Raw genomic sequence first — 13756 nt, 5'->3', positions numbered from 1 at the left:
CAAATTACTTACATTTGTTTAATGACAGAAAAGTTATATGTATAATATCTTGAATTATAAAAGGTTCTGCTTTTAGGGCTAAAATTGGGCTTACCGACTGGAATTATAGGATATTGATTAATAAATTGTATTTTTGTATTGAAAACGCTAATGAATTATTACATACCATGAAGAAAATAATGAAGACAGTGATACTTGGATTTACTTGTTGTTTTGCTTTGGCAACCGGAATATGGTTATATTCTTACCAAAGAGAATATGTAATTTCAGAAATCAATGATTGTTTTCATAATGCTGTTTCTAATGATCTTACAATACGTTGGAAAAAATTGGATTTGCCTATTTACCATCATGTGTCTGCCAAAAAAACGGATGATTCGATTGTTGTTAGAAATAAAGAAGGAGCTAAAACGATTCCTGCTTTTGAAAAAACAATATCTGAAGATGAAAAGTATAAAAGTATTTTGCAAACTACCCTTAGATATAAAAATCCAGTCAATGCTAATGCGTTGGATAGTATATACCAGGTAGGGTTAAGGGAACAGAATCTACTCGTTAAGACGGCTGTTTGTTATACAGATAAAGTATCGGGAGAGGCCTATAAAAGTAATAATGATACTTTTTTCTATAAAAAAACATACTTATTACCTCCTGTGGTGACAGGAATAGAAAAAGAGATTGTTTTACAGGCTTTTGCGGATGTTACATTTTTTAGTGTTATAAGAAATTCTATCGCCCTTTTTGCCGGATGGGCTATTCTTTGTGTAGTACTCGTTATCTTGGCTGTTTTATTTTTATATAAGAACACTAAACAAGTCGTAACTATAAGTGGGGATGAATTGTTGGAGAAGGAAGATGTTGAAATCCAAATAACGGATGACCTGATATTAAATGCCGAACTGCGTGTTCTGAGATATGGCGAATCGATCATATCATTAACTGACCAATCTATTTCCTTACTTAAATTATTTTTGTCTCATAAAGATTATTTTGTGAGCAATGATGATATTCGCGAACATTTATGGGGGACAATTGATTATTCGGAGTCCTGTCGAAGCCAGGCAATCAAAAGATTACGCGATTCTTTAAAAGGAATCCCTGTCCTGCATATAGAAAATTTACGAGGGGTGGGGTTCTGCTTAAAAATTGACGATGATAAATAGATTCTTTTTGCAAAAGGAGCTACATCTTTTTATTAACTAAAAGACATATTAAAGTCATCCCGATGATTTTTTAATTTCATCGGGATCATTTTATAAAATCATCGGGATGAACCAGAAAGGTAAAATGCTTATTATCCAATCTTATTTTAAATAAGCGCATTCCATGTATGCGGGTTATTGCAGTTTCCTCTGGCCGGAACGAAATCTGTACAAACTGCCATCCCTATAGATGCCAGTAATAAGGAGTTATGCCAGCTTTTTATCTTTGATCTGACTAACAGAGTAATATTGTGGCATATTTTCGATTAAGAAAATAGCTGGTTTTTGTTTAGGCGTGGGGCGTTAAGCTAAAGGAGGCTGGGGTCTCAAATTATTGGAGGGGGAAAAGCTTCCCCCACCAATAAAAATCAACCTTGTATGAGATAGTATTAGATTTGTTTCGAAGTACCGGATTTTATGGTTAAGAGACAAATATTTTGTCTGACAAATGCCTGTCAGCTATGGAATATCTGTGGTTATTAGATGAGATAGGTTTTTTTATTCTTAGAAATGCATTTATATTTGCCCTATGTATAGGCCTATTTATATGAAATCAGTGTTGAGAAAAATAATACTTCTTTCTATTTGCATGGTTGTTTGTCTTCTATGTGCCTGGGTGGTATATAGAAACTTTATTCATTCGGAAAAAGAAATCCGGATGCAGATAGAAAGGTTGTTTAATGAATGTCTTCGCTCTGATAAAGATGCGCGGGAGTTGGAAACTCCTTCTTTTTACTTTTTCACTTTGTTTCCGGACAATGAAAAATCAGGTTTTATTACTATTCAATCCGAAGATTCTACAATTTATATAAAGAAACCGGACGAAATAGAAAAAATGAATTCGGAAGAGAAAAAATATGTGTTGTCTCAGTTATATCTTTTGGATAGAAATCCTATTCGTGTTAGTTCTTTGGATAGTCTTTTATGTAATGAATTATCTCAAAATAATATTCCTGCAAAAATAGCTATTGTTTATGAGGCAAAAGGAGAAAAATATTGTAGTGCTGTTGATACCTCCTTTTATAAATCTGCCTGGAAATTGAAAGAAGTGGTAATTGGATTTCAGCGGGATATAGTTTTGCAGGTATATGCAAAATTGCCTGTATCATATATTATTGCCCAATCTTTGCCCGTTTATACACTTGTTCTTTTGATTTTAGTATTGAGTGTAGTAGGGGGAATTCTGTTTTTGAGAGGAAATAAAAAGATAGCAGTTTTGCTTGCCCCAAAAGTACAGAGGGACGGTATACTATTGAGGAGTGATGTGTTGTATGATAAAGAAAATGGTGTTCTTGTTTATGCAGATCAGGAGATAACGCTAACTAATTATAAGCTGGAGTTATTTAATTTATTGTTGGAAAATAACGGACAATATGTTGCCTCCGATATTTTGCAGAGCGCTGTATGGCCTGATGGACTTTCTACTAAAGACGCCCTTATGCAAACAGTTAAACGGTTAAGAATGGATTTGAAAGAAATTCCATTTTTAAAAGTTGAAAATTTGCGTGGTAATGGTTATCGTTTATTTATCGAACCGGTTTAAAGATAAAATTTTGGTTACAAATCTATCTGTATTATTTTTTTTGGATCGTGTCTGTTGCCAGTGAATCTTTAATCAATGGTCTTATTTTGGTCGGATCAGTTGATTTAACTAATGGTAAGACGGCTTCAGGATGTTCGGTTCGGAACTTCCGTTGCTTGTTGTGTACTTCGATTGTTGGGATATTATTGTAAGATTTCCATGAAGTGGCATGCTTTTTATTATGTTCCAACTGGCGGTAGTTTTTACTGAACAGATTAGATAGTAGTGCATTGAAGTCCATGCCTCTGCCTACACCCGTATTCTTTTCTTTTCCGAGAGGTACTATGTCCGGATCGAGTTCTATAATTCTGGAGTTCACCATCATGCCTTGTTTGGGCAGTGGTTTATCTAATCCGTAGCGCATAAATACAGCAGGGGGTAAATCTTTCAGGGCTATACGTTTATGTTTTATTGTATCATCTATTTCCAGATATTCCGAAAAGTCTTTTATAATAGTCAGGGGAGTGGTAGACATACGCATTTGGTCGGCTGGTTTATCGAAATTGAGGAATGTTCCGTTCTCAATGGCTTTTTGAACCTCGGGATCCAGTTGTAAAGTTTCTTTTCCAGATAAAATATTTTGTAGACGGGCAGAATCTTTTTTAGTCCATTGGGCATGTGTATATTCTATACTGTATATACATAAGATGGCAACTACCAAAAGTGGTTTGTTAATTGTATATGTACGATGTTCATCCACACCAAATCAATCTATTTTATTATTCAAGGTCAAAAATAGATAAGTAAAGAGACGGTAACAATATAAATTCCTTAAATATATAGTATTGATTTGTAATATTAATCCTTTTTGTACAGCGTTAATATAACGCCGGTTTATTCATGTTAATTAATATTGCCAAAGGTTGTGTTTATTATTCTTTTTAGCTCTACGGGTTTAACAGGCTTTGCCAGGTATGCATTAAAGCCGCTCTTTTTTACTCTTTCCTCATCTTCTGCAAATGCGAAAGCGGTAACAGCAATAATGGGTATATGGGAATCTTCTTTTCGGATTTCCGCTGTTGCTTCGTAACCATTCATAACCGGCATTTTTAAATCCATCAGAATCATATCCGGATGATGTTTATGATATAACTCTATGGCTTCCTGCCCATTCCATGCATGCAGGATGTTGTATTCTTTTAGCATGACATTGAACAGTGTAAAATTGCTTTCGTTGTCTTCTGCTATTAGTAAAGTCATTTTTTGAGAAGGTTTGGTAATTGGTGCGGCATTTGTTTTCGATACTGGTATTTCCTGCTTATCTATCTTTAAAGAACTTTCCGGAAGAGTAAACCAGAAAGTAGAACCTTTCCCTAATTGAGATTTTGCACCGATATCTCCTCCCAATTTTTTTATGATCATTTGGCAGATAGAAAGCCCTAAACCTGTTCCCTGAGCAAAACTGTTTAGTTTTACAAAACGGTTGAATACACTGTTTACTTCATTTTCTGCAATACCACATCCTGTATCTGTGACATAGAAATAAATAGTATGGTCTTGTCTGTGGTATCCGAATTGTATACTTCCTTCGGAGGTGAACTTAATTGCATTGTTTATAAAGTTCGTTATAACCTGAGACAGCCGGTTACGGTCTGTAATGATTGTGGCATGAGGGATTTTTTCGACAAAAGAGACTTGAACATCTTCAGATGCTTTCAGGCGTGAAGTTTGTTCTATATCTGAAAATAATAGGTTTACGTCTACTTCAGAATCAACAAATTCTAATGTGCCTGCTTCAATTTTAGCCAAATCCAGGATGTCATTGATTAGTTGTAAAAGCAAATCGTTATTACCGTTGATAATGTTGAGATATTCTTCTTTCTCTTCCGGATTTTCCGCATTCATTAACAAACCGGAGAAACCTACGATTGCGTTTAAAGGAGTCCTGATTTCATGGCTCATATTTGCAAGGAAGGCCGATTTAAGGCGGTCCGACTGCTCTGCTTTTTCCTTGGCCAGACGTAATTCGTTTTCTGCTTCTTTTTGCTTAGTGACGTCCTCTTTTTTGAGTACTACGCCAATGATATTGTTTTCTTCGTCCATTACCGGATTTGCCAGAGTATGGATATATTTACCGGGTTTGCATTCTTTTATAGTCTCAACTGGTACTTTGGTCGTCATTGCTCGAACTACACAACAATCATCGCAAAAAGGGCTTTTCCCATTTTTCCTGAGAAAACAATTATCCGGGCCATATTGTGGCTGACAACTATACTGTACTTGGTTTTCCCATTTAATAGTGTAATCCGGATTAATAAACCGGATGGATACTTGCATATTATTAAGGATGATAATATTGTCTTTTTGTAAGTCAAGCAGTTTGTCTTTAAGGCGTTTAGTGCGTAAAAAGAAATAAAGGATTGTGATAAGAAATATGAATAGTATGCTGATGACGAGCAATAATATTTCATATTTATATTTTACTAATATATTCTCGTCTTCATTGATTAATATGGAGCTTTTAGGTAACAAGCTCCTGTTTATATTAAGAGATTTTAGTTTCAGAACATCAAAAGTATAATAATTGGGGATTACTTCTGCATGGATTCCTTTTTGGTTTATTTCTTTTTTTAATATAGCTACTGCTTGTTTGGCTAAATCTTTCCCTATACCCCGGTATTGAGGAATATAACCCCCTATTGCCCAATGGCCTAAACCTATTGATGTGATTGTGAATGCCGGTAGATTAGGGCTTGCGGACATCATTGTATAAGTTGCATTGCCGACGTAATATCCGTCATTTACATCGACACGCCATGTACCTAATAAAATAACTGTTTTTTCCGGCAGGCATTTTATTTGTTCAATGATGGTGTATAAATTATTTTTTCTGCCATCAAGGGGTATTAAATCTAATTCGGGGAAGCTTTTCATCTCTTTCTTTACAAAAGATTGTAAGGCCAATCCCCCATAACTATTATCTGTAACTAATGCGATATGTTGAGTTTCCGGATATAATTTTTGGATTAGCTTAATATTTTTTTGAACATCATAATTGTAGACGAAACCGGAAACGTTTATTCCCTTATTAATATAATCCTGTATGTCGATACTTTGAGGATCCCATTCTGATAAGTTTACCGATGAATCAGGAAGTAAAATCGCATTACGACTTACCATTCCGCATAATACCGGAATATCTTTGGTGATCAGGCTATCTTGCGAAATATAGGCCGACCATCCTTCTTGGCCTAAAATAATTATAATCTGTGGTTTCTGATCTCCTTGATATTTATTCAGTAATTTGTTCATTCTGTCTTTCCATTGGGGAGATTCGAGAAGACTTTTAAAATTCAGGTTTTCTATAATAACAGGTGAAGTACCTCCAAGTTGTTTGTACTCTTCCATGAATTCGGAAATGTTTTGTGTTGTATTTCTTGTATCCGGATTATAGGAACTGATTATTAAAATGGGGTGCATTTCGGTTGCATAGCTCTGTATCTTGATAAAGAAGCAGCAGAATATAAGCATTGCAATTTGTGTATACCGCCTTAAACCCATGTTTAGTTGAGCCAGATTATTATTATGCCACAAATTTATATATTATTTGGTTGTGTTGTTATAAAAAACAAGGAAAAATCAAAGATTATTCAATTGATAAATTGTGGGTTGCGTTTGTAGGATGCTTATATTTTTAGTTCTTTTGCGAAAAGAAAAGATATATGATGAAAAAAATATTGCAACTTACTGCAGATGGAAGTCACACTTTGTTTATCCCATCTATGGACGAACACTACCATTCGGTAAACGGTGCAATTCAGGAAGCGATGCATGTTTTTATTGAAGCAGGGCTACATTCCATACAAAAAGAGTTTGTTAGAATATTGGAAATCGGTTTTGGTACCGGGCTAAATGCGTTTCTTACTTTGCGGGATGTTGAAGAAAATTCCAGGCTTAAGGTTGAATACCATTCCATAGAATTATATCCGTTAAACATGGAACTGATAAGTTCTTTAAACTATGGCAAGATTATTTGGCCGGACAGAAAAGATTTATTTGAAAAACTGCATTTTGCCAAATGGAATATGCCAGAAAAAATTTCTGATAATTTTACTTTGTGTAAAATTGAAGGAGACAGTAATGTCTGTGACTTACCTGTGGATATCGATTTAATTTATTTTGATGCTTTTGCACCGGATAAACAGCCGGAGATGTGGACACAAGCCATTTTTGACCGTTTATATTCTTACACTGCACCGGGTGGTATAATCGTAACGTATTGTGCTAAAGGAGAGGTGCGCCGTATGATGCAGAAAGCGGGTTATGCTATGAGCCGTCTTCCGGGACCTCCGGGAAAACGTCATATGTTGTACGGAAAGAAGATATAAAGGATCAGGCTACCAAAATTCGTTTTTAGAATTTTTGGCAGCCTGATCCTTTATTCTGTTTTCTTTTAAAGAAGAGATTCTATTTTTGCTATGAATTTGTCTTTTGTAGTTGCACCTACAATTTTATCGACAACATTTCCGTCTTTGAAAAATAATACAGTGGGGATATTCCTGATGCCATATTCACCAACGACTTCGTTATTGTTGTCTACATCCATTTTTCCAATTGTTACACGTCCTTCATATTCTGTTGCCAGCTCATCAATGATAGGAGCTACCATACGGCAAGGACCACACCACTCTGCCCAAAAATCAAGGACCATAGGTTTTCCAGAGTCTATCAACTCTTTGAAATTTTCATCTGTAACTTGTAAAGCCATACTATATTTGTTTTATGTTTCTTTTGTTAACTGATTAATTATTTATCAGATAGCGAGTCAAAAGTACGAATTCTTTCTTCACCAAACAATATCAACCATTAATTTTGAAATCAATATTTTCGTTCTCCTGCAGAAAGTCTACTAACTCGCGTGTTACGTTTAATCGTACATTCTGAGAGAATAGATTTAGGGAAATATTGTGTTCGCCATCCACTACTTTAAAAAATAACAGACTATGACCCGGATTGTTCTTTATCAGAACCGATAATTCATTGATGGTCGGTTCATCCAAATCATGGATAGGGACGGTGATATTTATTTTTTCGATTAATTTGTCTTTTTCATCTTGTAGTAAACGAATAGAGCTGATACGGAAGTCAAGTTCATCTTCTTTCCAGCGCCGCGGCTCTACGCGTGCTGTAATAAGTAGATACATTCCCATTTTTCCGTATTTGCTATACTCTATATAATCGTTGCCGAATAGCGCAATTTCGCCACTTCCGGTAAAATCTTCTATTTTAAGTATACCGTACGGTTTACCCATTTTAGTGGTACCTTCGCGGAATCCAGTAACGATACCTCCTAATAACAGTTCCCGCCCTTTCAGGCTTTCCCGGTCGTTTATTTCGGCCATACCGGTATTGCATACATATGTTAATATGATACGATATTCATCCAGCGGGTGTGCAGATAGGTAAATACCAACTAATTCCTTCTCTTTATTCAATTTTTCGAGGTCGCTCCATCGTTCACATTGAGGAACTTCGGGTTTGGCGATAGCTACAAAGTTATCGTCTCCGAATAATGAATTGGATGCCGTGTTTTTGTCTGTCTGAAATTTGTTACCATAACGTACCAGTGTTTCGAGGAAGGTTTCTCCCTTGATGCTTTCTGCAAAGAATTGTTCGCGTTGAATGCCAAAGTTGTCGAATGCTCCAGCCAATGCCATAGATTCGATATTCTTCTTGTTACATGCCGTTAGATTTACACGTTCCACAAAATCAAAGATATTTTTGAACGGACCATTTTTTTTCCGCTCTTCTATAATATTCTGTACGGCAGCTTCGCCAACCCCTTTCACAGCTCCAAGACCAAAACGGATATTTTTGTTTTTATCGACACTGAATTTCAATATAGATTCGTTTACGTCGGGTCCTAAAACCTGGATACCCATGGCTTTGCATTCGTCCATGAATTTAGTGATATCCACAATGTTGGATAAACTTCGGCTTAGTACGGCAGCCATATATTCCGAAGGATAGTTTGCTTTCAGGTAGGCTGTCTGGTAAGCTACCCACGAATAGCATGTAGCATGACTCTTATTGAATGCATAAGAAGCAAATTTTTCCCAGTCTGCCCATATTTTGTTTAGTGTTTCTTCTTTGTACCCATTCGCTTTGCCGCCACTCAGGAATTTTGATTTCAGATGATTCATCTTTTCAATCAACTTCTTACCCATTGCTTTACGTAAGGCGTCACTTTCTCCACGGGTGAAGTTCGCCAGCAAGCGGGATAGAAGCATGACCTGTTCCTGGTACACGGTAATGCCATAAGTATCTTCCAGATAACGTTCCATGACCGGAATATCGTATTTGATTTCTTCCTTTCCATGTTTACGTGCTATGAAAGAAGGAATGTAATCCATAGGTCCCGGACGGTACAGGGCATTCATGGCAATAAGGTCTTCGAACTTGGATGGTTGAAGCTCTTTTAAATATTTTTGCATACCTGCCGATTCAAACTGGAATGTTCCAGTTGTTTTTCCACAACAATAGAGTTCGAATGTCTTCGGGTCTTCCAGGCTTACGTGGTCTATATCTAAAACATGGCCGGTTGTCAGTTCAATGTTTTCAATGGCTTCTTTTATGATTGAAAGGGTTTTTAAACCCAAGAAGTCCATTTTGATAAGTCCGGTCTCTTCAATAACCGAACCTTCGTATTGGGTAACGAGCATTTCTTCGCCGGTGTCTTTATCTTTGGCAGTACTAACCGGTACGACATCCGAAATATCATAACGCCCTATGATTACACCGCAAGCGTGTACACCGGTGTTACGAACGTTGCCTTCCAACATTTGGGCGTATTTCAAAGTATCCCGGGCCAATGGGTCATTACCTGTTGCTGCATCTTTTAATTCGGCAACGTATTCAATGGCATCTTTCAGGTTGAACTTCTTCATATCCGGTATTTTATCCGGTACGAGTTTGGCCAGACGGTTAGATTCGGATAGCGGAAGTTTCTGTACGCGTGCAACGTCTTTAATTGCAGATTTGGTTGCCATTGTGCCATAAGTGATAATGTGGGCTACCCTGTTAGCTCCATATTTATCGGTAACCCAGCGTAGTACTTCACCACGTCCGTCATCATCGAAATCCGTATCAATATCAGGCAGAGAGATACGGTCGGGATTTAAGAAGCGTTCAAACAGTAAGTCGTATTTGATAGGGTCGATCTTTGTAATTCCAAGGCAGTATGCTACGGCAGAACCTGCTGCGGAACCACGTCCCGGGCCAACCGAAACGCCTAATTCCTCGCGCGCTGCTTTGATGAAGTCTTGCACGATCAGGAAGTAACCGGGGAAGCCCATCGTTTTCATGATATGTAACTCAAAATTCAAACGTTCTTTTACTTCATCTGATAAGTTTTCACCGTAACAGGTACGGGCTCCTTCATACGCCAGCTTCTGTAAGTAGTCTGCCTCCAGTTTGATACGATATAGTTTTTCGTATCCTCCTAATTTTTTTATTTTGGACTTTGCATCTTCTTCACTCAATACAACCTGGCCGTTTTCGTCCTGTGTAAACTCATCAAATAAATCTTTTTCGGTATATTTTTGCTTGTATGATTCTTCTGTTCCGAAATCTTCGGGTATGGCAAAGGTTGGCATGATAGGACCGCTGTCTATAGAATAGAATTCCACTTTGTCTGCAATTTCGAGCGTATTGCTTAAAGCTTCCGGGATATCGGCAAAGATAGCATTCATTTCGGCAGTCGTTTTCATCCATTCCTGCTTTGTGTATCGCATACGGTTAGGATCGTCCAAATCTTTGCCGGTACTTAAACAGATCAGCCGATCGTGAGCCTCAGCATCATCTTCATTTACAAAATGGACGTCGTTGGTGGCAATAAGCTTTATGTTGTGTTTATGGGCTAATTCAACCAGAACTTTATTTACCTCCTGTTGCTTGGGAAAAGTTGTACAGTCTGCATTCGGATTATGTGTCTCGTGTCTTTGCATTTCGAGATAATAATCATCGCCAAACAGATTTTTGAACCATAAAATGGACTCTTCAGCCTTATCTATCCTGTCGTGCATGATGTGTTGGGGAATTTCCCCTCCTAAACAGGCAGAACATATTATTAAATCTTCGTGGTATTTTTCCAGCAACTCTTTGTCTATACGCGGGCGTCCGTAAAAACCGTCAGTCCACGATAGAGAAACCATTTTTATAAGATTCTTGTAACCATTCAGGTTCTTGGCAAGTACAATAAGATGCCAGCCACTGCGGTCTTCTTTCTCGTTTTTAATTTTACGGCCGTTACGTGCGCAATAACACTCGCATCCGATGATAGGTTTGAAAATTGAAGCTTTTGCATCGGCTATTTGTTTCTGCAGCTCCGTTACTTTTTGCTTATCATCTTCGTTAAGTTCTTCTTTCTCCTGGAGTTTCTTTAGTTCTTTTTCGCAATCCTTGATTATCCCTTGCGGTTTACTGTTCTTTTTATTTACTTTATTGAAGAATTCTTTTATACCAAACATCACGCCGTGGTCCGTCACGGCTATTGCCCGCATACCATCATTGTATGCTTTGTTAATTAATGCGTCAATGGATGCTTGTCCGTCAAGTAAAGAATACTGGGTATGTACGTGTAGATGTATGAATGGTTCCATTTTGTTTGTGTAGCTATCAAATTTGGCTAGTAAAGGTACGCGAAAAAAGCAAAAATCTCATCTTCTAATATTAAAATATGATTAAAACATATTGCTCCCTGTGGAAATATGTATATTTGCCTTAGCTAAAGAACTACAATTATGAAGTTATTTATACATAAAATAGGACTGGTATTGCTTATGGCGGTATTAGTTATGCCGGTAGCAGCCAAAGTTACTTATGGTGTACGTTTTGGTGGAGCTTATTCGTCTTTGATCCAGAAAGTGGATGGCGAATTTAATTCGGGAGCCCGTTTTGGCTTTAGTGTGGCGGGATTGGCTGATATACCTTTGTATAAAAGATTTTCGCTTCGTCCGGAGCTGTCTTTTGTTAATCAGGGCGGATCCTATTATTCGGCCCCCCAAATGGAGGGTATGGGATATTTGAATAAATGTTCTTATTACTCCATTGTAGTTCCTGTAAATTTGGCATATACATTCCTTTTTACGGATGTCCGGTTCAGTATTTTTGCCGGTCCTGCATTTGATTATTCCTTATTTGGCAAAATGAAAAATAAGGAAACGGACACGGATATTTTGTTTGGACAAACCAAAGATAAAGATTTGAAATCGTTTGATTTAGGTGTTAACCTCGGTTTGGGGGTAGAGTATAGTAATTTTTTCTTCTCTATTGCCGCTTTTTGCGGGACATTGGATAGACGGGCTGCCAAAAATGAAGGTGAAACATCTGTTTATCAGAATAATGTCACCTTTTCTTTAGGCTACTTTTTTCGTTAGCCCTCAGCTTCTTGTAAAAGATTGGCTTACAAACTTTAATACTTCAGGCAAAGCTGTTCTCCAATAAGTCCAGCTATGTCCTCCGTCACGTACTCTAAACTCATGCCTTATCCCTTTTTCTTGCATTATTTTATGGGCCAGGTAGTTGCCTTCCAATAAATAATCGTCATCGCCACAATCGATATAATAGCGTACCTGAGGTAAATTATCTTTGTTTAGTCCAGATAAAATTTCCAGAACACTGTTCTTGTGCCAATAATCCAACCCGGGACCATATAGACGGGAGAATAGTTCCTTGTGTGAATATTCTTGTCTTTGTTTCATTACATTATCGTCAAAGATGGCTGCACTGAGTGGTGCACAAGCTGAGAAGTATTCCGGATGATGTAACGAATAGAGTAATGAACCGTAGCCTCCCATTGATAATCCTGCAATGGCACGATAATCTTTCTGAGGACGGGCGCGGTAGGTTTTTTCTATAAAAGGAATCAATTCTTCAAAAAACATATCTTCGTATGGAAATTTGCCATCGTATTGATTAATGTAAAAAGTATCCCATGCATTTGGCATAACAATAATCATCTGGGTAGCATTGCCTGTTGCAATGGCTTGGTCTGCAATTGCTTTTACTTCACCCGACTGTAGCCACATTGTTTCATCGTCTGTATATCCGTGTAATAAATAAAGTACGGGGTAATTGCGCTCGGATGTTTTATAATCGGAAGGGAGATAGATAGAGTAGGAAACCTCTTTCCCCAGTTTTTTGCTTTGAAACTTCAACGACTCGAATGTGCTGCTCTGACAATATCCGGTAAAACAGAAACAGAAACAAAAAATGACGGCAAGTATCAGTTTGCTTTTCATATATTATGTAGATTTAAGTAAATATGATTTATTATATGAATGCTGTAAAAGTAGTGATAAAAATCAGATTTGAGCATATTTATCTATACTGTTTTGTTTTTTTATACCGGCGAAACTTTAGTTTCATCCTAATGAAACTTTTTTTTCTTTAGGATAAAACTTTTATATGGCACAGGTTCGGCCTATCCAAAACTATTTCGTAATTGGATGGGGAAGGGTACAACCATTGATAAATACAGTCATTGCATGGAATTTGGGTCCTTAGTCTAAACCAAGATTGTCCATCAGTATACAATTGAATATGTCGAATCGTCGATAGTGCCCAATGACGGTGCATTTACATTTGCGTAAACCTTTCCGTCAGGCATTATCGTCAACTTTTCAAAATCTTCGGTATTTATCGCCTGCCGTATAAAAATTTCATTTTTTCGGCCAAAAAATCAATATGTTTATCCAGTAGCATGGCATTGGTGGTCATTGAATAGTAGATTTTTCGACTGACGATATTCGATTCTTCGATATAAATTGATGATTCTTTGCTATCAGAGGCATATTTAGTAATGGTTCACCTCCATAAAAACTCACAATAAGTGGTGAATTTGTCTCTGCTACATAGTTTTCTTTCCATAAATTAAGGAGATAGTCTATCATCAACCGGACTTTCTCGAATGGTAAGTTCCGGTGTTTTCTTACATCGTATTTTTCGTATAGTCGTTCTGATAATCCGCAGT

The 13756-nt window shown here is 37.1% G+C and carries 9 protein-coding genes; 4 read left to right on the top strand and 5 right to left on the bottom strand.

Annotated elements, in window-relative coordinates; genetic code table 11:
• Window positions 1-167 precede the first annotated feature (167 nt).
• Window positions 168-1163, top strand: coding sequence for a winged helix-turn-helix domain-containing protein (locus tag C4S38_RS04905; protein ID WP_103982780.1), 996 nt, complete (start codon window positions 168-170; stop codon window positions 1161-1163).
• A gap of 874 nt (window positions 1164-2037) precedes the next feature.
• Window positions 2038-2745 (top strand): winged helix-turn-helix domain-containing protein, encoded by a 708-nt coding sequence (locus C4S38_RS04900; RefSeq protein WP_160034638.1) that lies wholly within the window; start codon window positions 2038-2040, stop codon window positions 2743-2745.
• A 31-nt stretch (window positions 2746-2776) separates the two neighbouring features.
• On the opposite strand, the gene C4S38_RS04895 is transcribed toward C4S38_RS04900, so the two are convergent.
• Both C4S38_RS04895 and C4S38_RS04890 read right to left on the bottom strand, forming a co-directional pair.
• On the bottom strand, window positions 2777-3484 hold the full coding sequence (locus tag C4S38_RS04895) for a DUF4858 domain-containing protein (protein WP_103982778.1): 708 nt from the start codon (window positions 3482-3484) through the stop codon (window positions 2777-2779).
• Window positions 3485-3627: 143 nt separating this feature from the next.
• A complete protein-coding gene (locus C4S38_RS04890; protein WP_103982777.1) occupies window positions 3628-6285 on the bottom strand; it encodes an ATP-binding protein in 2658 nt (885 codons plus the stop codon).
• Between the two features lie 164 nt (window positions 6286-6449).
• On the opposite strand from C4S38_RS04890, the gene mnmD reads away from it, so the two are divergent.
• Window positions 6450-7112, top strand: coding sequence for a tRNA (5-methylaminomethyl-2-thiouridine)(34)-methyltransferase MnmD (gene mnmD / locus C4S38_RS04885; RefSeq protein WP_103982787.1), 663 nt, complete (start codon window positions 6450-6452; stop codon window positions 7110-7112).
• Window positions 7113-7177: 65 nt separating this feature from the next.
• Here the strand turns inward: mnmD and trxA are convergent, their stop codons facing one another.
• Window positions 7178-7492, bottom strand: a complete 315-nt coding sequence (gene trxA, locus C4S38_RS04880; protein ID WP_099464490.1) for a thioredoxin — start codon at window positions 7490-7492, stop codon at window positions 7178-7180.
• 91 nt (window positions 7493-7583) lie between these two features.
• Window positions 7584-11384: a DNA polymerase III subunit alpha gene (gene dnaE, locus C4S38_RS04875; protein WP_103982776.1), complete on the bottom strand. Its 3801-nt coding sequence runs from the start codon at window positions 11382-11384 to the stop codon at window positions 7584-7586.
• 153 nt (window positions 11385-11537) lie between these two features.
• On the opposite strand from dnaE, the gene C4S38_RS04870 reads away from it, so the two are divergent.
• Window positions 11538-12161 (top strand): porin family protein, encoded by a 624-nt coding sequence (locus C4S38_RS04870; RefSeq protein WP_394340715.1) that lies wholly within the window; start codon window positions 11538-11540, stop codon window positions 12159-12161.
• Between the two features lie 3 nt (window positions 12162-12164).
• Here C4S38_RS04870 and C4S38_RS04865 read toward each other — a convergent pair whose 3' ends face one another.
• A complete protein-coding gene (locus C4S38_RS04865) occupies window positions 12165-13025 on the bottom strand; it encodes an alpha/beta hydrolase (protein ID WP_103982774.1) in 861 nt (286 codons plus the stop codon).
• Window positions 13026-13756: the final 731 nt, after the last annotated feature.

The organism is Parabacteroides chinchillae, from assembly GCF_900108035.1.
Taxonomy (GTDB): Bacteria; Bacteroidota; Bacteroidia; order Bacteroidales; family Tannerellaceae; genus Parabacteroides; species Parabacteroides chinchillae.
Note: the sequence above shows the minus strand (reverse complement) of the source record. Positions and strands in the feature narration are given on the sequence as shown.

Coding starts and splice junctions, on each gene's coding strand:
- mnmD (WP_103982787.1), top strand. CDS start 6,450: ATGAAAAAAATATTGCAACTTACTGCAGATGGAAGTCACACTTTGTTT.
- C4S38_RS04865 (WP_103982774.1), bottom strand. CDS start 13,025: ATGAAAAGCAAACTGATACTTGCCGTCATTTTTTGTTTCTGTTTCTGT.
- C4S38_RS04900 (WP_160034638.1), top strand. CDS start 2,038: ATGAATTCGGAAGAGAAAAAATATGTGTTGTCTCAGTTATATCTTTTG.
- dnaE (WP_103982776.1), bottom strand. CDS start 11,384: ATGGAACCATTCATACATCTACACGTACATACCCAGTATTCTTTACTT.
- C4S38_RS04890 (WP_103982777.1), bottom strand. CDS start 6,285: ATGGGTTTAAGGCGGTATACACAAATTGCAATGCTTATATTCTGCTGC.
- trxA (WP_099464490.1), bottom strand. CDS start 7,492: ATGGCTTTACAAGTTACAGATGAAAATTTCAAAGAGTTGATAGACTCT.
- C4S38_RS04905 (WP_103982780.1), top strand. CDS start 168: ATGAAGAAAATAATGAAGACAGTGATACTTGGATTTACTTGTTGTTTT.